A 23,037-nucleotide genomic window follows, 5' to 3' on the forward strand; every position below is an offset into this window, starting at 1 on the left:
CCGGCGGGGCGACCCGGACCGCACGGCCCGGTCCGCGGGCGGACTCAGCGGGGGCCGAGGTGGCGCAGCAGCGTCTCGCCGATGTCGTGCAGCGCGGCGACCTGCTCGGGGGAGAGCTGGTCGAACAGGTGCCTGCGGACGCTCTCCACGTGGATGGGTGCGGCCTTCTCCAGCGCCGCGAACCCCTCGTCCGTCAGGATCGCCAGCTGCCCGCGGGCGTCCTCCTCGCACACCTGCCGGCGCACCCAGCCGCGCTCCTCGAGCCGGGAGACGGCGTGCGAGAGGCGGCTGCGGGAGGACAGGCAGCGGTCGGCCAGCTCGCTCATCCGCAGCATCCGGCCGGGCGTCTCCGACAGCTGCACCAGGATCTCGTAGTAGGCGTGCGAGATGCCGGCGTCACGGCTGAGCTCGCGGTCGAGCCGGTCGTGCAGCAGCAAGGAGCTGTACAACCACGCCCGCCAGGCCTTCTGCTCGTCGGCGTCCAGCCAGCGCGGCTCACCCGAGGGGGCGGACGGCGCGCCGCTCGCGGTCATGGGCACAGGATACCGGCGGGACGATCAAGCGCTCAACCAGCGATCACCGCCCGCGCACCCGGGCCGCGACGTCCCGGTCACGGCGCGGGCGCGCGGACGGTGGTCCCGGGCGCGGACGTCCGTCGGTCAGGCCGCGGCGGCCGCTGCGGACCGGGAGTCCGGCCGCAGCGCGGACGCCCGGTAGCCCTCGATCACCAGCTCGCGGGTGGCCATGTTCACCCAGCCCAGGTGGACCACCGCCGTGCGGGCGAGCTCGCCGAGACCCGGGGCGGCGCTGCGGTAGGTGGCGCCGCACTCGATGGCGAAGCGGGCGTCGGGCCACCGGAAGGCCGGGTCGAGGAAGACCTCCAGCGGGGGCGGCGGCATCCCGGCGGGTGGGTGGGCGTAGCCGAGGACGTCCGCGTACGCCGTCCCCGCGGTCGCGGAGAGCACCTCGCGGGCGTCGATGGCGCCGACCCCGTCGGGCCGGATGACGAACTCGTCGATGCCCCGCACGTGCCCGCCGGCCGGTTCGCCGTCGACGATCGTGCCCTCGAACGTGTTGTGCATCCGCACGCCCTCGGGCAGCAGCCCGACGACGACGAGCTCGGTGAGCCGGCCCTCCATCCGGAAGATGCGGGCGCGGGTGGACCGGTCAGACATGGACCTTCTCCTTCGTCGGTTGCGGTCGTGCTTCCGGTTGCGGTTCGAAGCCGGCGAGCAGCGCCTTCAGCTCGGCCTGGGTCACCCCGGGCACCGGGTCGGCGGACGGCGTCGTGCGCAGCGTCGCCACGACCCGGTCGAGGCAGTCGTGCACGGGGGGCAGGTGGGAGCTGAGGACGACGCTCGGCTGCAGCCCGGCGAGCGCGTCGAGGGCGGAGCCCAGCGCGACCGGGTCGGCCATCGTCACCCAGCTGCTGTCCACGGTGGCCCAGGCCACCTGGCTGGGTGCCAGCACCTCCGGCGGGATGTCGTCCGCGCGGCGGGCGGCGGCCATGCCCGGCTCGGGCAGCGGGGCGCCGAAGCAGTCGGAGCTGAACAGCGCACCGGAGCGGTCGTCGAGCAGCCCGACCGTCGCCGGGCTGTCGAACAGCGGTGGTCGCAGCGCGCGCAGGTTCCGGTCGCCGACGTTGACGGTCTCGCCCGGGTTGACCAGCCGCACCCGGTCGAGCGGGAACGGGCCGTCGGGCAGCATCCGCCCGATCGCCATGAACGAGGTGAGCACGCGGGCCCGCGGCGCCAGCTCGAGCAGCCGGCGCAGGCTGCCGGTGTGGTCGCGGTCCTCGTGCGTCAGCCAGATCCAGCGCAGGTCCTCGATCGCGACGATCGAGGCCAGCGCGTCGACGAAGTCCTCGCCCAGGGCCGCGGTGCCGGTGTCGACGAGCACGGGCTCGGAGGCGTGGACGACGAAGGCGTTCATCGGGATGACGCCGACGCCGGGCACGGGCCAGTGGGTGGGGATCACCGTGGTGTCGGGGCCGGCCCGGAACGGCTCGCTCAGGACGGGGTCCATCGGTTCCTCCTGACCACCGGGGGACGGACCGGTCGGTCGAGGACGAGCCTCCGCCCGGGCGCGCGGGCGGCGGATCGGTGCGCGGTACCCGGTCAACGGGTGGCGGCACCCGGTTAACGACGGGTGGTGGCACCCGGTTGACGACGAGCGCGCCCGGGTCGGCCGGCGGCGGGCGCGCGCTGGGCGGACGGGCGCTGTTCGGCGGGCGCGCGCTCGTCGGCGGGCAGGCGCTGGGTGGCGAGCGCGGCCAGCGCCGCGCGGTCGGAGGCACCGGTCTTGCGCAGCAGGTCCGCCACGTGCTTCTCCACCGTGCGCGGGGACAGCACGAGCGCCTCGGCGATGCGCCGGTTGGTCAGCCGGTGGCCGAGCAGCCGGAGCACGTCCACCTCGCGGCTGGTGACGCCGCGGGCGAGCAGGTCGTCGGGCACCGGCGACAGCCCGCGCCCGCGGCGGGGGACCCGGCCACCGGCCTCGCGCAGCCGGGTGCGGCAGGCGGTCGCCAGACGCGGCCGGTCGTGGTCGGCGAACCAGCGCACCGCGGCCTGCAGCCACCCCACCGGATCGCCCCACCCGTCGCGCCGCGCGGCCGGCGCGACCAGCCACCCAGTCAGGTGCAGCAGCCAGTCGGCGTCGACGTAGCCGGCGAGGTCGGCCGTGCCCGCCGCGAACGCGGTCTCCGCCGCGGCGGGGGAGGACCGGCCGAGCCGGACCGCCCGCGACACCTGCAGCAGCGACCGGTTGAACCGGGTGCCGCTGCCGGGGGCGGCGGCGGCCCGGGTGGCCGCCTCGTCGGCGTCCGGCCGGTCGAGCGCGTGCAGCAGGGCCCACAACCCCCAGTGCGGGAAGTGGTGCCCCGGCGCCGCTCCGAGCAGTTCCACCGCCCGGTCCAGGGACGCCCTCGCCGCCTCCGGATCGCCCTCGTGGAGCGCGAGCATGGCCCGGACCCGCCCGTGCTCGCCCGCCGCGACCGCGACCTCGCCGCCGCCGGCCGCGCGGGCCCGGTCGAGGGCCTCCTCCATCCGTTCCGTGTCGAGCTCGTGGGCGTAGGAGCGGGCCAGGGTGAGCAGCGCGGGGGCGAGCACGGCCGATCCGGTGCGGCGCGCCGCCGCCGCGGCCTGCACGGCGGCCGCGCGGCCGGCGGCCGGCCGTCCGCGCGCCACGAGCGCCTCGGCGAGGTGGAACTCGACCAGCGCCAGCGTCGCCGTGGTGCCGGTCTCCACCGCCGCCCGGCGGGCCTGCTCGAGCCGGTCGGTCCGCATCGTGTCGAGCAGGTCGACCGTGCCGAGCTCGTGCAGCGCGCGGGCGCGCCAGGAGCCCAGCGCGTGCAGATCAGCCAGGTCCAGCGCCGCGGCGAACGCGCGCTCGGCGGCGTCGACGTCGTGCAACCGGTCGGCCCGCCCGATCACCTCCCACGCCTCGCACGCCACCTCCGGTGCCACGTCCGGCGCCGCGAGCACGGCCCGCGCCCGGGACCGCGCGCGGGCCGGCAAGCCGGCTGCCGCGTCGATCTGCGCGCCCAGCACGGCGGCGGCCGGGCCGGGGAGCCCGGCGTCGGCGAGCTGCCGGCGCGCCTCCTCGAGCCGACCGGCGCCCAGCAGCGCCCGGGCGAGGCTGAGCCGGAGGGCGCCGGCGCGCTCCGCGTCGTCACAGCGGTCGCGCCGCCCGTCGCAGCGGTCGCGCCGCCCGTCGCAGCGGTCGCGCCGCTCGTCGAGCGCCGGGGCCGCCAGGGCCAGCGCGGCGTCGACGTCGCCGGCGAGCGCCCGCACGGCGGCCAGGTCCTCGCGGGTGGCCAGTGTGTCCGCCCCCGCGCCGCCGAGCAGCTCCAGCGCCCGCTCGAGGTGCGCGGCCGCGGTGCCGAGGGCGCCGCCGCGCCGCTCCCGGTTCCCGAGCTCGACGAGCAGCGTCGCGGCGCGCTCGGCGTCCCCGGCCAGCTCGGCCAGGTGGGCGGCGACCGCCAACTCCGGGCCGGCCGGCCGCGGGTGCACCTCGGTGACCACGTCCAGCGCGCGCCGGGCCAGTGCGGACCGGTCCGGGCCGATGAGCGAGGTGGCGATGTGGTCGCGGGTGAGGGCGTGCCGGAAGCGCAGGGCGCCGTCGTCCGGGTCGGTGGTGAGGAAGGCGGCGTACGACGCCTCCCGCAGCGAGGCGAGCACCTCCCCGGGGGGCAGGCCCGTCACGCGCGCGAGCGTCTCCGGCTCGAGCCGGCGTCCCAGCAGCGCCGCGGCCTGCAGCACCGCCCGGGTGCGCGGGTGGAGGGTGGCCAGGCGCGCGGTGACCGAGTCGGCGACGGTGGGCGGCACGGCCGCGTGCAGCCGGCGCTCCACGACCCGCCAGCCGTCGTCGGTGTCGAGCAGCGCGCCGGCGCGGGCCAGCCCGGCGAGCAGTTCCTCCACGTGGAAGGGCACGCCGTCGGCGCGGTCGCGGACGAACCGCAGCAGCCCGGCGGGCACCGCGTCGACGCCCAGGCAGGCGCGCACCATGCGGTCGACGTCGCGGTCGTCGAGCGGACCCAGCTCCACCAGCTGCGCGGCGCGGGTGTCGGCCGCCCGGCGGACCGCCCGGTAGGCATCCCCGGGGGGCTCCGGGCGCAGCGTGACCAGGCAGCCCGCGGCGTGGTCGGCGGTGTTGGCGAGCAGGTAGTCGAGCACCACCACGGTGTCGGAGTCGGCCCAGTGCAGGTCCTCGACCAGCAGCAGGGCGCCGCGCTCCCGGGTGGCCGCGTGCAGCAACCGCAGCAGCGCCTCCGCCAGCGCGGGCGGGGCGGGCGGTGGGAGCGTTCCGGCGTGCTCGCCGGTCAGCCGGTCCAGCAGGGCGCGCACCGGCCGCAACCCGGGGTGCGCCGGCCAGCCCGCCCGGAAGGCGCCGGCCACGGCCTCGGCGAACGGCCCGGTCGGGTAGGCGGTGCCGCGCTCGAGCACCCGTCCGTGCAGCACCTGCAGGCCGCGGCCGGCCGCCCGGGTGCGCGCCTCCGCCAGCAACCGGGACTTGCCCGTCCCGGCCTCGCCGAGCAGCGCCAGGCCGCGACCCCGGCGCGAAGCCGCGTCGTCGACGGCGTCCGCGACGGCGCGCAGCTCGGCGTCCCGCCCGACGAGGACCGGGCACAGCAGCGGGCCCACGCCCCGAGCCTCGCGCGGCCGCCGGTGTCGGACAAGCGGCTGGCCGACGAGCGTCCCGTCGGCCGCGGCCCGGCGACGGGTCGGCACGTCGAGGAGGAGACTGGTCGGCACGTCGAGGAGGAGACTGGTCGGCATGTCGACCCCGACCCTCACCGGCGCCCGCACCCGCTTCCCGTCGTCCGTGCTCGTGGTGGTCGGGCTGGCCGCCGGCTTCGGCGTGGCACAGGGCACCGGGATCCGCTGGCTCGGCGGCGCGCTGTTCGTCGGCGCGGGGCTGGCCGCGGCCTGGCTCTGGTACCGCCGCCGCGGGCTCGCCGTCGCGCTGGGCCTGGCCGGCGTGTACGTCGCCGCTTTCGTGCTCGCGCACGTGCTCGCCCTCGGCGTCGGCCTGTCCGCGTGGCTGGCGGTGACGCTGGTGACCGCCGCCGCCGCGGGCGTCACCTACGCGGTCGCCGACCGGCGCTGAGTGCACCGGTCGGCCCCCTGCGGGGTCCCGTCGCGAGCCTGCGAGCGGCGGGGGGCAGGGGGTCCTTCGAGTAGCCTGGGAAGGTCGCCGGGACGGCGGCCGTTCACCACCGGTGTCGGGCGCCAGCGGGCGCCGAACCCCCGAGCTCCCGAGGTGCCCTCCGCATGCCCACCCGCGACGACCTGCGCAACGTGGCGATCATCGCCCACGTCGACCACGGCAAGACCACCCTGGTCGACGCCCTCCTCCGCCAGGCCGGCGCGCTCGGCCGGGCCAAGGGCGAGGGCACGGACGCCGACGAGACGCAGACCCGCGTGATGGACTCGATGGACCTCGAGCGCGAGCGCGGCATCACCATCCTGGCCAAGAACACCGCCATCCGGCTGGCCGACGCCGAGGGCCACCCGGTGACGGTGAACATCGTCGACACCCCCGGGCACGCCGACTTCGGCGGCGAGGTCGAGCGCGGGCTGTCGATGGTCGACGGCGTCGTCCTGCTGGTCGACGCGTCGGAGGGGCCGCTGCCGCAGACCCGCTTCGTGCTGCGCAAGGCGCTGGGCAAGCAGCTGCCGGTCATCCTCGTGGTCAACAAGACCGACCGGTCGGACGCGCGGATCGGCGAGGTCGTCGACGAGACCTACGAGCTGTTCATGGAGCTGCTCGAGGACAACGGGCTCGATCCCGAGGCGCTGGAGTTCCCGATCGTCTACTCCAACGGCAAGACCGGGCAGGCGTCGCTGACCCGCCCGGCCGACGGCACCTCGCCGGACAGCCCCGACCTCGCGCCGCTGGTGCAGACGCTGCTCGGCACCATCCCGCCGCCGTCCTACGACGCCGTGGAGCCGCTGCGCGCGCAGGTCACCAACCTCGACGCCTCGCCCTACCTGGGCCGGCTGGCGTTGCTGCGCATCCACTCGGGCGAGATGAAGAACGGCCAGCAGGTCGCCTGGTGCCGCACCGACGGCACGGTGCAGCGGGTGAAGATCACCGAGCTGCTGACGACGGAGGGGCTGACCCGCACCCCGGCCGCCAGCGCGGGCCCCGGCGACCTGGTCGCGGTCGCCGGCATCGAGGACGTGATGATCGGCGACACCCTCGCCGACCCCGACGACCCGCGCCCGCTGCCGCCGCTGACCGTCGACGAGCCGTCGATCTCGATCACCATCGGCATCAACACCTCGCCGCTGTCGGGTCGCGCGGGCAAGAAGCTGACCGCCCGGCTGATCAAGAACCGGCTGGACGCCGAGCTGGTCGGCAACGTGTCGGTGCGGATGCTGCCCACCGAGCGCCCCGACACCTGGGAGATGCAGGGCCGCGGCGAGCTGGCGCTGGCGATCCTGGTCGAGCAGCTGCGCCGCGAGGAGTTCGAGCTCACCGTCGGCCGGCCCACCGTCGTCACCAAGGAGATCGACGGCACGCTGCACGAGCCGGTCGAGCGGGTCACCATCGACACGCCGGGCGACTACGTCGGCACGCTGACCCAGGCGCTGGCGGTGCGGCGGGGGCGCATGGAGAACCTCGTGCACCACGACACCGGCTGGGCGCGGATGGAGTACGTCGTGCCCTCGCGCGGGCTCATCGGGTTCCGCACCGAGTTCCTCACCGAGACCCGCGGCACCGGCGTCCTCAACCACAACCTCGAGGGCTACGAGCCGTGGATGGGCGAGATGCGCGCCCGGCCCACCGGCTCGCTGGTCGCCGACCGTTCCGGTGCGGCCACCTCCTACGCGATGTTCTCGCTGCAGGAGCGCGGCTCGCTCATGGTGGCCCCGGGCACCGAGGTGTACGAGGGCATGATCGTCGGCGAGAACTCCCGGCCCGACGACATGGACGTCAACATCACCAAGGAGAAGAAGCTCACCAACATGCGGTCGTCGACCGCGGAGGAGCTCGAGCGGCTGATCCCGCCGCGGATCCTGAACCTGGAGCAGGCGCTGGAATTCTGCGCCGAGGACGAGTGCGTCGAGGTCACGCCGTCCGCCATCCGGGTGCGCAAGGTGGTCCTCGACCAGAACGAGCGGGGCAAGGCCCGCAACCGCAAACCGCGAGCCTGACACCCCCACCCGGCGTCGACCATCGGCGGCTGGTCGCCCCCATCGGCGTGTCGGCCAGCCCTTCGGCGATGATCGCCCCAGGGTCGCGTGCCCACGAACTCACGCCGGGTGACGACGCTCCGGACGGCGGCGGCACGCCCGCCGAGCGCGAGCCGAGGCGCGCCGCGCCGGCTGCCTACGGTCTCGTCGGACCACTGGCACACCCACCAGCGAGAGGCGGGCCGAGCGCCGATGACGACCACCCGTGCGGCCGAGAGCGGGTTCCGGGCCGGGATCGACGTCCGGGTCAGCCTGCGCGACGACGCCGGGCTCGGGGGTGAGGCGTTCGACGGGGCCTGGTTCCCGCGCACCCGCGACCTGTCGGTGGAGGTCCCGGAGCTGATCGCCGAGCTCGACCGGCGGGGCGTGCGCGTGGAGCGCTTCACCTACGCGCTCGACGCCTGGCGGCCCGCGCCGCGCAAGGTCGTCGTGCAGGGACGCGTCGTGCGCACCGGTGGCTTCCGCAGCATGGACCCGCTGGTCGTCTGCCTCACCTGGGCCGGCGGCAACCGGCGCGCCGACCTGCTCGTCATCCCACCGGAGACCGACGTCATCACCGGCGCCCGGGCGCTGCGGCTGGGCCTGCGCCGGGGCCTGCCGCGCTCGCCGCAGATGGTGCTGGCGGCGGCCCGGTCGACCCCACTGCCGCAGGTGCCCGCTCTGCCGCGGATGCCCGCACGGGTCGGCTGAGCGCGCGACCCGTGCCAGGGTGTCGGGCATGACCGACTGCCGGATCATCCGCGCGAGCGACTCCCGGTCGTATGCCGGGAAGCAGGGCCTCGACTACTTCGAGGGCGTCTCGAGGCAGAGCTGCGGGGCCGAGGGGCTGTGCCTGCACCTGCTCGTGCTGCCGCCCGGTGCCGAGGCGCGGGCGCACCTGCACGAGGCGCACGAGTCGGCGATCTACGTGCTCGAGGGCTCGGCGTCCATGCGGCACGGCCCGGACCTCGAGCGGCTCGACACGGTGGGCGCCGGCGACTTCGTCTACATCCCGGCCGGCGTCCCGCACCAGCCGTTCAACCCGACCGACCACCCGGTGCGGGCGCTGATCGCCCGGACCGACCCGAACGAGCAGGAGAGCGTCGTCCTGCTCTGACCGCGCCGGTTCCGCCCGTGGCGAACCGGCTGGACGCCGGTCGACGGCATCGGCTGGGGTGGGTCCGTGCGACTGCTCGTCCTCGGCGGCACCCTGTTCCTCGGTCGGCACGTGGCCCGCGCCGCGCTCGACCGCGGCCACGAGGTGGCCACCTTCACCCGCGGGATCACCGGGTCGCCTCCGGACGGCGTCCGCGCGCTGCACGGCGACCGGGACGACGCCGCCGCCCTGCCCGCAGCGCTCGAGGGCTGGGCGCCGGAGCTCGTCGTCGACACCTCCTGCCAGACCCGCGCCGCCGCCCGGCACGCGGCCGCCGCGCTGGCCGGCGTCCGCGGGTACGCCTTCGTCAGCAGCCTCAACGCCTACCGGAACTGGCCGCCCGGGCCCCTCGGGCCGGAGGACGGCGAGCCCACCTGGACCACGGACGACGACGAGTACGGACCGGTCAAGGCCTACGCCGAGCGGGAGCTCGCCGCGGCGCTCCGAGGGCGCTTCCTCACCGCCCGCGCCGGCCTGATCGTCGGACCCCACGACCCGGTGCACCGGCTCGGCTGGTGGCTGGAGCGCATCGCCCGCGGCGGCCGGGTGGTCGTCCCGGCCGAGGGCCTGGACCAGCCCATCGCCGCGGTCGACGCCCGCGACCTGGCCGGCTGGCTGGTCGCGATGGCCGAGCGCGGCGAGTCGGGGGCGGTCAACGCGACCGGCCCGGTCGGGATGACCACGCTCGGCGGCCTGCTCGCGATCTGCCGGCGGGTGACCGGCGGGGACGCGGAGTGGGCGCCCACCCCCGAGGCCGACCTGCTCGCCGCAGGGGTGGAACCGTGGGTGCACCTGCCGCTGTGGCTGCCCGCCGGCATGGCCCGCACCGCCTGGGACGTCGACACCGCTCGTGCCCGCGCCCTCGGCCTGCCCGGCCGGCCGCTGGAGGAGACGGTCGCCGACACGTGGGCGTGGCTGCGGACCGGCGAGCGCAAGCCGCCGCCGCACGGCCTGCCCGAGCCCGGCCTGCCGCCGGAGCTGGAGGCCCGCCTGCTGGCCGCCGGGTGACCCGGCCCCGGGGACGGCGGCCCTCCGACGGGGACCGCCGCCCGGTGATCAGTCGGGGCGCTGGACGGTGTCGGCGGGGGAGGACGCCGTGTTGTCGGTGAGGACGACGGGGCGCGACGGGGTCGAGCCGGAGGCCGACTCCAGCGCCCGGTCGCTGCGGTGCTGCCGGTAGGAGTAGGCGACCGCCGCCGCCCACACCGCGAGGATCACCGCGTAGGACGCGGAGCGCACCGGATCGGACGCGTCGACCCAGTCGCTGCGCAGCAGCGTGCGGGCGTTGGTGAGCACGATCATCCCGCCGACCAGCGAGCCGAGCAGGCGCGGCGGGACGTGCCGCACCAGCCACGCGGCGATCGGGGCGGCGACGGCGCCACCGATCAGCAGGGCCACCGCCCACGTGAAGTCCACGCCCTGCGACCCGAGCGCGAGCAGGAAGCCCAGGCTCGCGCCCACGGCGACGATGAACTCCGAGGTGTCGATCGACCCGATGACCGTGCGCGGCTCCATCCGGCCGCTGGCCAGGATCGCCGGGGTGCCGACCGGCCCCCAGCCGCCGCCACCGGTCGCGTCGACGAAGCCGGCGACCAGCCCCAGCGGGCCGAGGAACCGCTTGCGCATCGGCTTGCCCAGGTGCCGGCGGTCGATGCCGCGGAGGGTGAAGCGGCCCAGGATGTACAAGCCCAGGGTCAGCAGGATCAGCGCCATGACCGGGGCGGCGACCGCGGTCGAGAGGCTGGACAGCAGCTGGGCACCGACGAAGGCACCGATCGCGCCCGGGACGCCGATCTTGGCGACGACCTTCCAGTCGACGTTGCCGAACTTCCAGTGCGACAACCCGGAGAACAGGGTCGTGCCGATCTCGGCGAAGTGGACGGTGGCCGAGGCCGCGGCCGGGTTGGTCCCGATGGCGAGCAGCAGCGTGGTCGAGGTGACGCCGTAGGCCATGCCGAGGCTGCCGTCGACGAGCTGGGCGCCCAGGCCGACGAGGGCCAGCAGGACGAGGGTCTTCACGAGCGGGACTCCAGGAGGTCCGGACACCGGGCACGCCGGAGGACGGCGCGGTCGCGCGGTGCAGCGGGAGGGGACGGCGCCGGGCGGCCCGGCGCGGTGGGGTCAGGAGCCCGGACAGGCGGCGGTGCAGACGCGCAGCAGGTCGACGTGTCGCCGGCTCACCAGGAGCACCGCGGTCGTCCCTGCCATCGTCCCTGCCACGGCGCAATGTCTACCAGATCGGTCGACTTAGGCGTCAAGCGGGTGGCGCGCCGGGCAGGGCTTTTTCCCCCGGACGGATGTACCGGGCCCGCCGACCCACCTCGCCGGCCGAGGGGTGCCGGGCACCACGCGGGCCGTCCGCCGGGCACCGGCGGGGGCGGGTCAGCCCCGGGCCGCCTCGCCGGCCTCGCCGCCGACCTCGTCGGCCGGCCGCAGCGCGTCGACCAGGTCGGCGCGGGCGCGGGCCACCCGAGAGCGGATGGTGCCCACCGGGCAGCCGGCCACCTCGGCGGCCTCCGCGTAGGGGAGTCCCAGCACCTGGGTGAGCACGAAGGCCTCGCGGCGGTCGCGGTCGAGGCGGGCGAGCAGGTCGGCCAGCGCCGCCCCGACGCCCACGCCGTCGCCGTCGCCGTCGCCGTCCACCGGCGCCAGGGCCTCCAGCTCGGCGCCGCCGGGCACGAGCACCAGCCGGCGCCGCCGGCGCGACCGGACGGCGTCGGCGCACACCCGTCGGGCGATCGCCAGCAGCCAGGTGCGCAGCGAGGAGCGGCCCTCGAACCGGTGCAGCGCGCCGAAGGCCCGCAGGTAGGTCTCCTGCGCCAGGTCGTCGGCCGACTGCCGGTCGCCGAGGGCCGCGCAGAGCCGCCAGACGTCGGCCTGGGTGGCGCGGACGAGCGCGGCGGCGGCCAGCGGGTCGCCGTCCGCGGCCTCGGCGGCCAGCCGCTCCAGCTCGTCCACCGTCCGCACCGTCCGCCCTCCGCGAAAAACCCGGGAACCGGACGGCCCCCCTCGACGACTACTCCAGCATGCACTGCCCCGACATCCGCGAGGCGGTCTCGGCGCGCCTCGACGGCGAGGCGCCCGGGATCCCCGCCGCCGACCTCGACGGCCACCTGGCCGCCTGCCCCGGGTGCGCCGCCTGGGCCGAGGCGGCCGCCGCGCTTACGCGGCGCGCCCGCCTGGCTCCGGCGCCGGCGGTGCCGGATCTCACCGCCCGCGTCCTCGGCGCCCTGCCGCGGCAGCTGCCGGGTGCCCGCGCCGCGGCGCGGTCGCGGCTGGTGACCGCCGGGCTGCGCCTGGCGCTGCTCGCCGTCGGGGTGGCGCAGGCCGGCCTCGCCTGGCCGGCGCTCACCTCGGGCGCCGGCTCGATGAGCGCGCCGGTGCACCTGGCGCACGAGACCGGCGCGTGGAACGCCGCGCTGGCGGTCGCCTTCCTCGCCGTCGCCGCCGTCCCGCGGTGGGCCGCGGGCTCGCTGCCGTTCCTCGGCGCCTTCAGCGTGCTGCTGGCCGCGCACACGGTCGCCGACCTCGCCGCCGGTCACGTGCACGCCGAACGCGCGCTGGTCCACCTGCTGCTGCTCGTCGGCGTGCTGCTGGTCTCCCTCGTGGCCTGGCGGCGACGGCGGCCGCGCGAACGCACCGTGCGGGCCGTCGCGCGGCGCCGGGTGGCCGCATGACGCGGCCGACCTCGACCCGGCACCCCTCGACCCTGCACCCCTCGAGCCGGCGCCCCTTCATCCGGCGCCCCTTCATCCGGCGCCCCTTGATCCGGCACCCCGCGGCCCGACGCCTCCCCGTCCTGTTCGCGCTGCTCGCCGGCTGGTTGCTGGCCGGCGTGCTCGGCGCCGGGCCGGCCGCCGCGCACGCCGAGCTGGTGTCGACCGCGCCGGGGGAGGGGGCGGAGTTGGCCGTGGCTCCCGCCTCGGTCGTGCTCGAGTTCACCGAGTCGGTGTCGCTGGGCGCGGGCTACGCGCGGGTGCTCGACGGGGACGGCGACCGGGTCGACACCGGTGCGCCGTCCGTCGACGGCAGCACGGTGACCATCCCGCTGCGCCACGACCTGCCCGACGACGGCTACCTGGTCACCTACCGCGTGATCTCGACCGACTCGCACCCGGTGAGCGGGGCGTTCGGTTTCGTGGTCGGGGACGCCGAGCCCGTCGACGAGGCGGTCGCGGACGCCGCCGACGACGGCGATGCGCTGGTCACCGGGCTGCTCGTCGTCGCCCGGTGGCTGGGCTTCGCCGGGCTGGCCCTGGGCGCCGGCATCCCCGCCTTTCTGCTGCTGTGCTGGCCGGAGGGCTGGGCGGCGCCGCGGCTGCACCGGGCGGCCGTGATCGGGGCGGGCCTGGTCGCCGCCGGTGCGGCGCTGCTGTTCCTGTTGCAGGGCCCCTACGCGGCGGGCGCCGGCCTCGGCGTGATCGCCGACCCCGACCTGCTCGTCGGGACCGCGGCGACCCCGTACGGCCTCACCCTGCTGTTCCGCGTCGTCGTCGCCCTCGCGCTGCTCACCCTGCTCCGCCTCGGCGCGACGGCCGATCGGGCCGCCGCCGGGCCTTCACGGGCGGTCGTGGTCGTCGGGACCGTGCTCGCGGCCGGGCTGGTCGTCGCCACCGCGGCCGTCGGGCACCCCGTCGCCGGGCCGTTGCCGGCCTTCGCGGTCCTGGTCACCTCCGTGCACGTCGCGGCGATGACGGTCTGGGTCGGCGGGCTCGTCGCCCTGCTGGCCGGCCTGCTGCGGCCCGGCATACCGGCCGCCCAGCTCGGCACCGCGCTGACCCGCTTCTCCCGCCTGGCCTTCGGTGCGGTGACCGCGCTGGTGCTCAGCGGGGTGGCGCAGACGGTCCGCGAGCTCGGCTCGCTGTCGGGGCTGGTGTCGACCGCCTACGGCCGGGTGCTGCTGGCCAAGGTGCTGCTCGTGCTGCTCGTGCTGGGTGCGGCCGGCGTCTCCCGGGTCTGGGTGCAGCAGCACCTGGGCGCGCCGCGCCCGCGCCGTCCGGGGCGCCGGGTGACCGCGCACGCCTACTCGGCGGAGGCCGCGGCGGACGCCGGCGGCGCACCCGATCCCGACCCGACGGCGAGCGCCGCCCGGCTCCGCGCCGAGGCCCAGGCCGACGGCGCCGTCGAGGACGTCGGCCCGTTCCGCCGCTCCGTCCTGCTGGAGGCCGCCGTCGTCGCCGTCGTCCTGGCGCTGTCGGCGGTGCTGGCCGGCACCCCGCCGGCCCGCTCGGCGCTGGCCCAGCCGGACGACGCGATCCTGCCGCTGCAGACCGGGTCCGGCGAGGCGGGCACCGTGCAGGTCTCGCTCGATCCGGCGCGGCCGGGCGCCAACAGCCTGCACCTCTACCTCTACGACGAGGAGGGCCTGCCGGCCCAGCCGCAGGAGCTGCGGGTGACCCTCACCGAGGAGCAGCAGGAGATCGGGCCGCTCTCGCTCGACCTCGCGGGCGCCGGCCCCGGCCACTACGTGAGCCTCCCCACCATCCCGACCGCCGGCACCTGGACGCTCGCCGTCTCCGTGCGGCTCGACGAGTTCACCGCCGCCACCGCGCGCACCAGCTTCTCGGTGCGCTGACCCCCGCAGGCTGACCCCGCAGAAGGAGAACCGTGTCCCGCTCGATGCACCGGACGGCCGTCGTCCTGCTCGCCGTCCTGACCGCGCTCGCCGCGTCGGTCGGCCTGGCCGGCGGAGCCGCCGCGCACGTCACCGTCTCCTCCGCCGACGCCGCCCCCGGGGGCTACGGGAAGATGACCTTCCGCGTGCCCAACGAGAGCGACACCGCCCGCACCGTCGCCCTGCGCGTCTCCATCCCGGAGGAGGCCGCGCTGGCGTCGCTGCGTGCCCAGCCGGTGCCCGGCTGGACGGCCACGATGACCACCGCGCAGCTGTCCGAACCGGCGGCGGTGCACGGGCAGGAGATCGACACGTACGTCTCCGTCGTCGAGTGGCGGGCCGACGAGGGCACCGGCATCGAGCCGGGCCAGTTCCAGGAGTTCTCGCTCTCCGGCGGGCCGTTCCCGGACGTCGAGCAGGTGGTGCTCCCGGCGGTGCAGACCTACAGCGACGGCAGCGAGGCGGCGTGGATCGAGCCGACCGTCGAGGGCCAGGGCGAGCCGGAGTACCCGGCCCCGGTGCTCGCCCTGAGCGGGGGAACCGGGGAGCAGGACGCCGCGCCCGCCGAGGTGCAGGAGGCCGCGGCTCCCGCCGCGGACGGCGAGGCCGCCGGCGACGGTGGCTCCGGTACGGCGACCGCCGCGCTGGTGCTCGCGGTGCTGGGTCTGCTCGCCGGGCTCGGCGGCCTGTACCTCGGGTGGTCGGCGCGCCGTCGTACCGTGGCTCCGTGAGCCGTACCGCCCGCACCCGCCTGCTCGCCCTGCTCGCCTCCGGCGGGCTCGTGCTGGCCGCGTGCGGCGGGTCGGACGACGGCGGCGACGCCGCTGGGGCCGACGGGCACGGAGGTCATGCCGGGCACGGCGCCGCGGCGACGGTGGAGGGCCCCGACGACCGGTACGCCGGCATCGACCTGCCCGAGCCCTACCAGCGGCCCTCGTTCACGCTCACCGACACCGACGGGCAGCCCTACGACTTCACGGCCGAGACGGCCGGCACCCCGACGCTGCTGTTCTTCGGTTACACGAACTGTCCCGACATCTGCCCGACCACGATGGCCGACGTCGCCGTGGCGTTGCGCCAGCTCGACCCGGCGGTCGCCGAAGGAGTGCGGGTGGTCTTCGTCACGACCGACCCGGCCACGGACACGCCGCAGGTGCTCGGCGAGTACCTCGACCTGTTCGACGCCGACCTGCCGACCGGCTTCGTCGGTCTGACCGGTGATCAGGCGACCATCGACCAGGCCCAGCTGTCGGCCGGGGTGCCGCTGGCCGAGGACCAGGGCCGGCTGCACAGCTCGCTGCTGCTGCTGTACTCCGCCGACGACGAGGCGCCGGTGGCCTTCGACGCCGGCAACACCCCGCGCGACATCGCCGACGACCTAGCGCTGGTCACCGGGGCCTGACCGGCGGCGTCCCCCCGGGGCCTGACCGGCGGCGTCCCGTCGGCGCCGGACCGGCGGCGGTCCGGGGGAGCGCTGCACCGCGAGGACGGCGGCAGCGGGGACAGGCGCGACCCCGGGTCATCGGCGGCCGTGGTCCCGGATGGCACCGATGCGGGCAACGGCTGTGACTCGTGCGGTGTGTGACGTAGTTGTCACGGCGTGTTGCTAGAGGACACGCCGTACGCATGGTCACAGGACGGTCACGGGGTGTTTGGATCGGTGACGACCGATTCGGGCCGACCCGGCCGCTTCCTCCGAACGGGCAGGTGCATGACTCCGCAGCGCGACGCCACCGGGACGTACGGCTCCCCGGTTTCTCGTGAGGGCTCGCTGCGCGAGCGCGTCGAGCGGGAGGTGGCACTGCGGGAGCGGACGCTCCGGGGAGCCGCCGCTCCGGGACGGGCCCGCCGCCCGCGGGCCGGCCGGGTCGCGCGCCGCCCCGGACTGCTGCTGGGCGCCCTGGTCGCGGGCGGCCTGGCCGCCGGCGTGCTCATCGTGCCGACCGCTCCGGACGCCTCCGCCGAGCCCACGGCGGTGCTGGCCGCGCAGCACGAGCTGCTCGGCGGCGGCGAGGAGGGGCTGGAGCTCAAGCCGCAGGCGTCGATCAGCGTGGCCGAGGCCCAGGCGCGGCTGGAGGAGGTCGCCGCCTCCCGGGCCGAGCGAGCGGCAGTGGCCGCCGCCGCTGCCGAGGCCGAGGCGGCCGCCGCGGCCGCCGCCGCCGAGGCGGCGCGGCCCAAGACGGTCCTGCCCGTGGACGGCGCGCGGCTGACGAGCGGCTACGGCGCGCGGTGGGGCAAGTTCCACTACGGCATCGACCTGGCCGCGCCGATGCACACCCCCGAGTACGCGGCGGCCGACGGCGTCGTGCTCCGGGCCGGCTCGGCCAGCGGCTACGGCCTGGCCGTCTACCTCCTCCACGAGAACGGTGACGTCACCGTTTACGGGCACATGGACAAGATCCTGGTCTCGCCCGGCGACTACGTGCAGGCGGGCGAGACCATCGCGCTGCTGGGCAACCGCGGCCAGTCGACCGGGCCGCACCTGCACTTCGAGGTGCGCGACGGCGGCGAGGACGGCGAGCGGATCAACCCGCTCCCGTGGCTGCGCGAGCGGGGCGTCGACATCTGACCGGACCGACACCCCTGCACGGGTGCCGCGCCCCGGCGATGTAGAGTCGTCAACGGCTCGGGGATACACCGCCGGGCCGGCAAGGGGCTGTGGCGCAGCTGGTAGCGCACCACACTGGCAGTGTGGGGGTCAGGGGTTCGAGTCCCCTCAGCTCCACCCCGATGACCAGGCCGTTCTCCTTCGGGAGGGCGGCCTGAGTCGTCTCTGGTTGCAGTTGTGGTTGCAGTTGGACCGGCTCCACTCGGCAGCAGCAGGGTGCTCATCCGGTCGGCGGCCTCGCGGGCCAGGGCCGGCATGACGTGGCTGTAGATGTCCATGGTCGTGCGCATCTGTGCGTGGCCGAGCAGCTCCATGACCACCCGCGGGTGGACGTTCTCGCTCAGCAGCAGGGTGGCGGCCGTGTGCCGGCCGTCGTGCAGCCGGACGTGCCGGACGCCGGCGGCCCGGAGCAGGTCGGTCCAGGCGTCGTAGTCGGCCTTCTTGTCGATCGGCCGGCCGTTGGGCTGGGCGAAGACGAGGTCCTCGTCGTGCCACTCGGAGCCGGCCAGCATCCGCTCGCCGTTCTGGACGGCCTTGTGCCGGTGCAGCTCGGCCACGAGCGGCATCGGCAGCGCGAGCGTGCGCTGGCTGCGGCGGGTCTTCGGCTCCTCGTAGACCAGCCCGCCGCCGCGGACGCGGTGGATACTCCGCCGGACCGTCAGCGTGCCGGTGAGCAGGTCGATGTCCTTCCACTGCAGCGCCAGCGCTTCGGACTGCCGGAGGCCCAGGGCCAGGGCGACGGTCCAACGGGCGGCGTTGCGGACGTGCGCGGCTGCCTCCAGGACGGCGCGGGCCTCGCCGAGGTCCAGGGCGGTGGCGATGTCGCTGGGGCGCTGGGCGGGTGGGTCGACGAGTGCGGCGACGTTGCGCGGGACGTGGCCTCGTTGGACCGCGACCGTGAGCGCCCGGGACAGGATGCGGTGGTGCCGCAGCACGGAAGCGGGGGAGTAGCCGGCGTCGAGCAGGGCGGTGTAGAGCTGGTCGAGGTGCTCCGGACGCAGCCGGTCGAGGCGGTGCCGGCCGATGCCGGGGATCAGGTGCCTCCGGACGGCGGACTCGTAGCTCTCCAGCGTCCGCTGTCGCACCCGGCGCGGGGCGATGGTGGCGAGCCAGTGCTCGAGCCACCAGGCGACCGTCGGGGTCGACGTCTCGCCCACCGTCCCGGAGTCGCGCTTGCGTTCGAGCTCGCGGACCTTCGCGACCACGACGCCGCGGCTCTTGTTGCTGACGTGCCGGCGATCGAGCCTGCCGTCGAGCGTGAACCCGACGGAGACGTAGCCGTGCCAGCGCCCGTCAGCGCCCTTGTAGATCGTCGACTCGCCGTTCGAGGCGCGTCCCGCCATCGGTCACCCCTGGGTCGTGGGCTGGAGGTCCAGTCTGGCCGAGCGCTCGGCTGCGGGCACGAGCCCTGTGGAGTCACGCCGCGTCTGGGGACTGCGGGCCGAGCTCGAAGAGTTCCCGCTGGTCCGTGGTGGCCCGGGTCCGTCGCGGTGCACGGGGAGCCTCCAGGCGGCGGACGTAGCGCTCGAGCTCGGCCCTGGAGAGGCGGCAGCTGCGGCCGATGTGCACCGCGTGCAGCTCGTCGGCCTTCATCAGCGCGTAGACCGTGGTGCGGCCGATGCGGAGCACCTCGGCGGCCTCCTCGGGTGTGAGCAGCAGCGGGTCGCTGAACACCGGCTCCCGAGGTCGCTGCGCGTCGCCCATGTGTCGCCCTCCTCGTCGGCCGGCCTCGTGCGCCGGCGTTCGGCGCCGCACCCTCACCCGGAGCGGGCGCCGTTTCCGGCCGGTTGGTGACAGTGCCCGGCGAACCTCCTGTTTCTCTCGTCTCCTGCCGTCCGGGCCGTTCATCACCGAAGGGCGGGCGTCCTTCAGGGTCCTGGTCCTCCCGGATTCCTCCGGTGAACCTCCCGAGTTCCTCCCGTACGCGAAGGGGTCGAGGCGGGGTCGTGCGAGGGCAGCCGTTCGGGCGGTCGCGGCGCAGGCATCCCGTGCCCCGCTCGACGAGGTCCGCACGGTCCGGGCGCTTCGCGTGCTGGGCGTAGATCGCGGGCGCGGGCACACTGGGCGTATGAGTGCCGACCGGTTGGCGTTGATTACCACCGATCCGGCCGTGCTGAGCGGCCAGGCGGTGATCGCCGGCACCCGCGTGCCGGTCAGCGTGGTGCTCGACTGCCTTGCCGCCGGCATGAGCGCCGAACAGATCATCGAGGAGTACCCGACCCTGACCTCCGAAGGCGTGCAGGCCGCTGCCGCTTACGGGGCGCTGCTGGCCCGCGAGGAACTGGTCCCGCTGGGCCCCGAGTGAAGGTCAAGCTTGACGAGAACATCCCTCGTTCGGCCGCCAGGTCCTCACCGCCGCCGGACACGATGTCGACACCGTCGTCGAAGAGAACCTCGCAGGTGCAACGGATCCGCAGGTCGTGGCCGCTGCGGCCGCCACCGGACGACTGCTGATCACGCTGGATCGTGGACTGGGCGACATCCGGGCCTACCCACCGGGCAGCCACGCCGGGATCCTCGTACTGAGGCCATCTAATCAGTCGCCGCCGACCGTGGCCGCTGCGCTCGCGGAGGTGGTCGCAGGTCACGACTTGGCCATGCTGGCCGGCACGGTCACCGTCGCCCAGCGTGGCCTGCTGCGTCTCCGCCGTCTCCAATAGCGGCAGACCCGCACTCGCTCCGGGTGGGGCCACGCGCGTCGTGTTCGGCGTCCACGGGCAGCGTTGGTGTCGTCGATCGGTTGGGAAGCTCGGACACATCCTGGTCCAGGGGTGCGGACACGTCCTCGGCGTAGTCGCCTCCGCGGCAGCGCAATCTGAGGCCTGCCATCGGCCTCCGCAGCGCCGCACCGTCGACCTCGGCTACGTGCTCGATCCTCGCCTGCGGGCCCCCTCCTTCGCTCCCCTCTCAACTGCCCGGCTAGACAAGATCACGAGCCGGCACACCTCATGCACCCAGGACTGCGCAATACGTTGTGACGAGTAGCAGACGACGGGGGGTGAGAGGTGCGGTCAGCTGCCGAGCGGCATGCCGTGCGGGCGTCACCGGGGCGCGTTACCCCTCGCACTGGGTTGGTGCGCTGCCTGGCGGGCCGTGCTCCTCGGGCAGACGGCCCCTGCCGTACAGCAGGGCCGGGAGTCACGTCGCCCGCGACGGCCAGTGGCGCGCTGGTCGGGGTGGCATCAGGCCGGTTGGGTCGTCACCCGCCCCCGTCACCTATGTCACCCCCGTTGGCTTCCCGCTCCACGACGACTGTCCCGACATCACCGTCGACGCCCGCGCCCCGACAGGAGCAGTACGGCAACCCCCGGCTCCGGGCAGTCAGGGGAGGTCGGGTGCGCCGCTCCAGCGCGCCCGCCGCCGGTAGGACCGCAGGACCGGGTCCAGTGCCACGCCGAAGGCGGGTAGGTCCCGGTCGTAGACGCGGCCGTCATCCAATTGACCGGCGAGCTCGCCGAGCAACCGCGGCCAGTCTCGACGGGTCGGCTCGAGGGGTACACGGATCTCGACCCGCCGCTCGGCCACCTGCACTGCCGTCCGGCCGGAGTTCGCCGCGCGGCTCTGCTCCTAGGCCCGGTGCCGGCAGGTGGCCGAGCACCACTTCGGGATCGGGCCGCGCCTGCGCGGCGTGATCGGTCCGCCGCACCATCCGCAGATCGTCGCGGCGGTGCGTCGTTCCGGCCCGTCCGCCGCCGGGGCGGCCCGGTCCGGACGGGGGTGTTCCACCGGGGCGTGTTGGCGTTGCTGGCGGTGTTGTTGCTTGCGCGCCCGCCGTCGGGCCCGGTACTCGGGAGTGCCGCTGGTTCCCATGGCCTGAAGTCTGCTGGCAGTCCTCCTGTAACACGTCACCACGAGTTCCCGAGCCCGAGATGCAAGACGTGTGTGGCCCGTTGATCTTGATGTCTCCGGTGGGTGTGGTGCTGGCCAAGGACGGGTGGCGGGCCCGCGCGCAACGGCTTGGTCTGACCGCGGCCGTGCTGGCGACGGTTCGTGCACAAGACGCGCCGACGATCGGCCTTGTTCTACTTTCTCGACCTAATCTGAGGTACCGTTTTTCCGAACTCGCTCGGCGGGAGCGAGCTCGATCGCGAGACAGGGGAGCTCCATCATGCAGCTGTACCGGGACGAGGTCGAGGTTCAGACCAGGCTCCAGAGCCTCGGCCTTGATCTACTCGGCCTGCGGCGCGTCGTGGCCTCTGGTGCGGGTGGTTGGAACAGCACCACCGCGTTCCACCCGTCGTCAGCGCGAGGCTCGTTCCTGTACTTCGAAACGACCGCAGCCCTACGTCGCCTCGTAGTGCCGATGGGCTGGGAGCACGACGAGCTCGACGGGCAGGCCCGGACGTTCAACCGGGGCCTGGGGATCAGCATTGTCGTGCAGTCCGGCGACGAGTTGACCGGCCAGGTAGGTCAAGAGCCCAGGACCCGCCACCCGAAGGGCTCCGCCACCGCGAAGAAGATTGAGACGAATGGACAGCAACTCGCGCTGTTCAACGTCGGTCAGCAGGAGCCGTTCATCAACTCGCCCTTTACTTGGGTCCTGCTCGTCGCCGTCGTCGATGGTGAGGTGCGCGCGGAACTCTCCCTTCCCAGCGGCATGAGTGCCGACTCCCGCCCGTGCGATCTTGTCGAGCGGATCCTGATCCCGTCGCAGCCTCTCGGGGGCCCGGCCGACTTGGATGTCGCCCATCCTGTCGATGGAGGCCCGAGCACCGACGTCGACGTCTCCTGGCGGTGAGCGTCGACTTCACGGCATCCCGACTTGCGTTCGCCCGAGCTAAGGCCGGGATGACCCGGACAGCGTTGGCTAAGCAAGTCGGTGTCACGCCCCGCGTACTGGCCTACTACGAGGAAGAGTCAAGAGCACCGAGCGCTGATGTGCTGAAGCGGCTAGCCGCCGCCCTCGACGTACCCGTCGACTTCTTCTCGGCACCGGAGCTAGAAGAAATCCCGACGGACGCTGCTAGCTTCCGGGCACTCACGAAGATGAGCGCTGGACGTCGCGACGCGGCTCTAGCCAGCGGCGGGTTGGCGATTCAGCTGAACGACTGGCTGGAGGCGCGTCTGAACTTGCCAGCGCCCGACGTGCCGCGGTACGAGCGTGCAGCCGGTGACCCAGCCGGCGCCGCGCAGCGACTGCGGTTTGAGTGGGAGTTGGGCTACCGCCGAATAGACAACGTCGTACACCTCCTGGAGGCACACGGGGTCAGGGTGTTCTCGCTACCGGAGCACCTGGCCGACGTGGATGCCTTCAGCTTCTGGTGGCGGGGGACGCCAGTTGTGCTGCTGAATACCCGTAAGAGCGCTGAGCGGGGTCGCTTCGACGCCGCGCACGAATTGGGTCACCTCGTCATCCACTCCGATTACGACCTTCCGCGGGGTCGTGACCGGGAGCTCGAGGCCAATCGGTTCGCTGCAGCGTTCCTTATGCCGGAGGAAGACGTTCTTGCGTCGGGCCTGCGGAACGCTGGACCTGACCGGGTAATCTCTGCGAAGAAGCGGTGGGGCGTAGCTGCCATGGCTCTCGCGCACCGGCTCCATGAGCTCGGCCTGACGACCGACTGGACTTACGCTTCGACCTGTCGCCGGCTCAGCCAACTGGGGTACCGGAGCAGTGAGCCTGATGGTGGAGTGCGGGAAACGTCCAAGCTCCTCGAGAAGTCGTTCGGCCTGATGCGCCAGCGGGGGATTGGGATTCCGGAAGTCGCCCGCGAGCTCCGGCTACACCCGGCTACCCTTCGCGAGCTGTTGTTCGGACTTACCCTGACTGCCGTCAGCGGTGGTCGGATGGAGAAGGGCGTGGCCACCGGACCGCCACCGCGGCTTCAGCTGCTCACTTAAGGGAGCAATTTTCGGTGGCAACAGCTGGAAGTCGGCGCACGTCAGCGGTGTATCTCCAACAGCCCGCTGATCGCCCGATTAGCCCCGGGAGCTAACGCGTGTGGACAAGGCGGCGCCAGGGCGATCACAACGAATTGGC

General features: G+C 74.8%; 21 protein-coding genes, 1 tRNA gene and 2 pseudogenes. 15 read left to right on the plus strand and 9 right to left on the minus strand.

Annotated elements, in window-relative coordinates:
* Positions 1 to 44: 44 nt before the first annotated feature.
* The 4 genes from OF117_RS15660 to OF117_RS15675 form a co-directional block, all read right to left on the minus strand.
* Positions 45 to 533 carry a MarR family winged helix-turn-helix transcriptional regulator gene (locus tag OF117_RS15660; protein ID WP_263553773.1) on the minus strand — a complete coding sequence of 163 codons (489 nt, stop codon included), beginning with the start codon at positions 531 to 533 and terminating at the stop codon, positions 45 to 47.
* A 126-nt stretch (positions 534 to 659) separates the two neighbouring features.
* Positions 660 to 1,175: a DUF3237 domain-containing protein gene (locus tag OF117_RS15665; protein ID WP_263553774.1), complete on the minus strand. Its 516-nt coding sequence runs from the start codon at positions 1,173 to 1,175 to the stop codon at positions 660 to 662.
* The gene (locus OF117_RS15670) at positions 1,168 to 2,025 is read right to left on the minus strand and encodes an MBL fold metallo-hydrolase (RefSeq protein WP_263553775.1); all 858 of its coding nucleotides are present in this window, start codon (positions 2,023 to 2,025) and stop codon (positions 1,168 to 1,170) included. Before OF117_RS15670 ends, OF117_RS15665 begins: the two co-directional genes overlap by 8 nt.
* Before the next feature lie 113 nt (positions 2,026 to 2,138).
* Positions 2,139 to 5,141: a helix-turn-helix transcriptional regulator gene (locus OF117_RS15675; RefSeq protein WP_263553776.1), complete on the minus strand. Its 3,003-nt coding sequence runs from the start codon at positions 5,139 to 5,141 to the stop codon at positions 2,139 to 2,141.
* Between the two features lie 133 nt (positions 5,142 to 5,274).
* On the opposite strand from OF117_RS15675, the gene OF117_RS15680 reads away from it, so the two are divergent.
* From OF117_RS15680 to OF117_RS15700, 5 genes are all read left to right on the plus strand, one after another.
* Positions 5,275 to 5,607, plus strand: coding sequence for a hypothetical protein (locus OF117_RS15680; RefSeq protein ID WP_263553777.1), 333 nt, complete (start codon positions 5,275 to 5,277; stop codon positions 5,605 to 5,607).
* A gap of 164 nt (positions 5,608 to 5,771) precedes the next feature.
* Positions 5,772 to 7,661 (plus strand): translational GTPase TypA, encoded by a 1,890-nt coding sequence (gene typA / locus OF117_RS15685; RefSeq protein WP_263553778.1) that lies wholly within the window; start codon positions 5,772 to 5,774, stop codon positions 7,659 to 7,661.
* A 231-nt stretch (positions 7,662 to 7,892) separates the two neighbouring features.
* Positions 7,893 to 8,390 carry a DUF5994 family protein gene (locus tag OF117_RS15690; RefSeq protein ID WP_263553779.1) on the plus strand — a complete coding sequence of 166 codons (498 nt, stop codon included), beginning with the start codon at positions 7,893 to 7,895 and terminating at the stop codon, positions 8,388 to 8,390.
* A gap of 28 nt (positions 8,391 to 8,418) precedes the next feature.
* A complete protein-coding gene (locus tag OF117_RS15695) occupies positions 8,419 to 8,796 on the plus strand; it encodes a cupin domain-containing protein (RefSeq protein WP_263553780.1) in 378 nt (125 codons plus the stop codon).
* 66 nt (positions 8,797 to 8,862) lie between these two features.
* Positions 8,863 to 9,843 carry an NAD-dependent epimerase/dehydratase family protein gene (locus OF117_RS15700; protein ID WP_263553781.1) on the plus strand — a complete coding sequence of 327 codons (981 nt, stop codon included), beginning with the start codon at positions 8,863 to 8,865 and terminating at the stop codon, positions 9,841 to 9,843.
* A gap of 48 nt (positions 9,844 to 9,891) precedes the next feature.
* Here the strand turns inward: OF117_RS15700 and OF117_RS15705 are convergent, their stop codons facing one another.
* Both OF117_RS15705 and OF117_RS15710 read right to left on the minus strand, forming a co-directional pair.
* A complete protein-coding gene (locus OF117_RS15705) occupies positions 9,892 to 10,854 on the minus strand; it encodes a sulfite exporter TauE/SafE family protein (RefSeq protein WP_263553782.1) in 963 nt (320 codons plus the stop codon).
* Positions 10,855 to 11,217: 363 nt separating this feature from the next.
* Positions 11,218 to 11,793 carry a sigma-70 family RNA polymerase sigma factor gene (locus OF117_RS15710; RefSeq protein WP_263553783.1) on the minus strand — a complete coding sequence of 192 codons (576 nt, stop codon included), beginning with the start codon at positions 11,791 to 11,793 and terminating at the stop codon, positions 11,218 to 11,220.
* Positions 11,794 to 11,861: 68 nt separating this feature from the next.
* Here OF117_RS15710 and OF117_RS15715 point away from each other — a divergent pair, with 68 nt between their 5' ends.
* The 6 genes from OF117_RS15715 to OF117_RS15740 all read left to right on the plus strand — a co-directional run bounded on the left by OF117_RS15715 (position 11,862) and on the right by OF117_RS15740 (position 17,174).
* Positions 11,862 to 12,512, plus strand: a complete 651-nt coding sequence (locus OF117_RS15715; protein ID WP_263553784.1) for a zf-HC2 domain-containing protein — start codon at positions 11,862 to 11,864, stop codon at positions 12,510 to 12,512.
* A complete protein-coding gene (locus tag OF117_RS15720) occupies positions 12,509 to 14,410 on the plus strand; it encodes a copper resistance CopC family protein (RefSeq protein ID WP_263553785.1) in 1,902 nt (633 codons plus the stop codon). Before OF117_RS15715 ends, OF117_RS15720 begins: the two co-directional genes overlap by 4 nt.
* Before the next feature lie 32 nt (positions 14,411 to 14,442).
* Positions 14,443 to 15,180 carry a YcnI family protein gene (locus OF117_RS15725; RefSeq protein ID WP_263553786.1) on the plus strand — a complete coding sequence of 246 codons (738 nt, stop codon included), beginning with the start codon at positions 14,443 to 14,445 and terminating at the stop codon, positions 15,178 to 15,180.
* Positions 15,177 to 15,851 (plus strand): SCO family protein, encoded by a 675-nt coding sequence (locus tag OF117_RS15730; protein ID WP_263553787.1) that lies wholly within the window; start codon positions 15,177 to 15,179, stop codon positions 15,849 to 15,851. Before OF117_RS15725 ends, OF117_RS15730 begins: the two co-directional genes overlap by 4 nt.
* Before the next feature lie 309 nt (positions 15,852 to 16,160).
* On the plus strand, positions 16,161 to 17,018 hold the full coding sequence (locus OF117_RS15735) for a M23 family metallopeptidase (RefSeq protein ID WP_263553788.1): 858 nt from the start codon (positions 16,161 to 16,163) through the stop codon (positions 17,016 to 17,018).
* 83 nt (positions 17,019 to 17,101) lie between these two features.
* A tRNA-Ala gene (locus tag OF117_RS15740) sits at positions 17,102 to 17,174 on the plus strand.
* 152 nt (positions 17,175 to 17,326) lie between these two features.
* Here the strand turns inward: OF117_RS15740 and OF117_RS22275 are convergent.
* Together OF117_RS22275 and OF117_RS15745 are read right to left on the minus strand one after the other, a co-directional pair.
* Positions 17,327 to 18,400 (minus strand): annotated as a pseudogene (locus OF117_RS22275) (tyrosine-type recombinase/integrase); the annotation flags it as partial.
* Between the two features lie 73 nt (positions 18,401 to 18,473).
* The gene (locus OF117_RS15745) at positions 18,474 to 18,761 is read right to left on the minus strand and encodes a helix-turn-helix domain-containing protein (protein ID WP_263553789.1); all 288 of its coding nucleotides are present in this window, start codon (positions 18,759 to 18,761) and stop codon (positions 18,474 to 18,476) included.
* A 364-nt stretch (positions 18,762 to 19,125) separates the two neighbouring features.
* On the opposite strand from OF117_RS15745, the gene OF117_RS15750 reads away from it, so the two are divergent.
* Both OF117_RS15750 and OF117_RS15755 read left to right on the plus strand, forming a co-directional pair.
* Positions 19,126 to 19,362 (plus strand): DUF433 domain-containing protein, encoded by a 237-nt coding sequence (locus tag OF117_RS15750; RefSeq protein WP_263553790.1) that lies wholly within the window; start codon positions 19,126 to 19,128, stop codon positions 19,360 to 19,362.
* Positions 19,363 to 19,414: 52 nt separating this feature from the next.
* A pseudogene (locus OF117_RS15755) lies at positions 19,415 to 19,717 on the plus strand (DUF5615 family PIN-like protein); the annotation flags it as partial.
* Between the two features lie 661 nt (positions 19,718 to 20,378).
* Here OF117_RS15755 and OF117_RS15760 read toward each other — a convergent pair.
* Positions 20,379 to 20,582: a hypothetical protein gene (locus OF117_RS15760; protein WP_263553791.1), complete on the minus strand. Its 204-nt coding sequence runs from the start codon at positions 20,580 to 20,582 to the stop codon at positions 20,379 to 20,381.
* A 583-nt stretch (positions 20,583 to 21,165) separates the two neighbouring features.
* Here OF117_RS15760 and OF117_RS15765 point away from each other — a divergent pair.
* Both OF117_RS15765 and OF117_RS15770 read left to right on the plus strand, forming a co-directional pair.
* The gene (locus tag OF117_RS15765) at positions 21,166 to 21,795 is read left to right on the plus strand and encodes a hypothetical protein (protein WP_263553792.1); all 630 of its coding nucleotides are present in this window, start codon (positions 21,166 to 21,168) and stop codon (positions 21,793 to 21,795) included.
* Positions 21,792 to 22,898, plus strand: a complete 1,107-nt coding sequence (locus tag OF117_RS15770; RefSeq protein ID WP_263553793.1) for an XRE family transcriptional regulator — start codon at positions 21,792 to 21,794, stop codon at positions 22,896 to 22,898. Before OF117_RS15765 ends, OF117_RS15770 begins: the two co-directional genes overlap by 4 nt.
* The last annotated feature ends 139 nt before the right edge of the window (positions 22,899 to 23,037 follow it).

It is taken from the genome of Geodermatophilus sp. YIM 151500 (genome assembly GCF_025716945.1).
GTDB lineage: Bacteria > Actinomycetota > Actinomycetes > Mycobacteriales > Geodermatophilaceae > YIM-151500.

Bases quoted from the DNA above. Each gene is read 5' to 3' on its own strand.
- OF117_RS15670 (WP_263553775.1), bottom strand. From the start codon at position 2,025: ATGGACCCCGTCCTGAGCGAGCCGTTCCGGGCCGGCCCCGACACCACG.
- OF117_RS15690 (WP_263553779.1), top strand. From the start codon at position 7,893: ATGACGACCACCCGTGCGGCCGAGAGCGGGTTCCGGGCCGGGATCGAC.
- OF117_RS15750 (WP_263553790.1), top strand. From the start codon at position 19,126: ATGAGTGCCGACCGGTTGGCGTTGATTACCACCGATCCGGCCGTGCTG.
- OF117_RS15680 (WP_263553777.1), top strand. From the start codon at position 5,275: ATGTCGACCCCGACCCTCACCGGCGCCCGCACCCGCTTCCCGTCGTCC.
- OF117_RS15765 (WP_263553792.1), top strand. From the start codon at position 21,166: ATGCAGCTGTACCGGGACGAGGTCGAGGTTCAGACCAGGCTCCAGAGC.
- OF117_RS15665 (WP_263553774.1), bottom strand. From the start codon at position 1,175: ATGTCTGACCGGTCCACCCGCGCCCGCATCTTCCGGATGGAGGGCCGG.
- OF117_RS15735 (WP_263553788.1), top strand. From the start codon at position 16,161: ATGACTCCGCAGCGCGACGCCACCGGGACGTACGGCTCCCCGGTTTCT.
- OF117_RS15715 (WP_263553784.1), top strand. From the start codon at position 11,862: ATGCACTGCCCCGACATCCGCGAGGCGGTCTCGGCGCGCCTCGACGGC.
- OF117_RS15745 (WP_263553789.1), bottom strand. From the start codon at position 18,761: ATGGGCGACGCGCAGCGACCTCGGGAGCCGGTGTTCAGCGACCCGCTG.
- OF117_RS15695 (WP_263553780.1), top strand. From the start codon at position 8,419: ATGACCGACTGCCGGATCATCCGCGCGAGCGACTCCCGGTCGTATGCC.
- OF117_RS15660 (WP_263553773.1), bottom strand. From the start codon at position 533: ATGACCGCGAGCGGCGCGCCGTCCGCCCCCTCGGGTGAGCCGCGCTGG.
- typA (WP_263553778.1), top strand. From the start codon at position 5,772: ATGCCCACCCGCGACGACCTGCGCAACGTGGCGATCATCGCCCACGTC.
- OF117_RS15720 (WP_263553785.1), top strand. From the start codon at position 12,509: ATGACGCGGCCGACCTCGACCCGGCACCCCTCGACCCTGCACCCCTCG.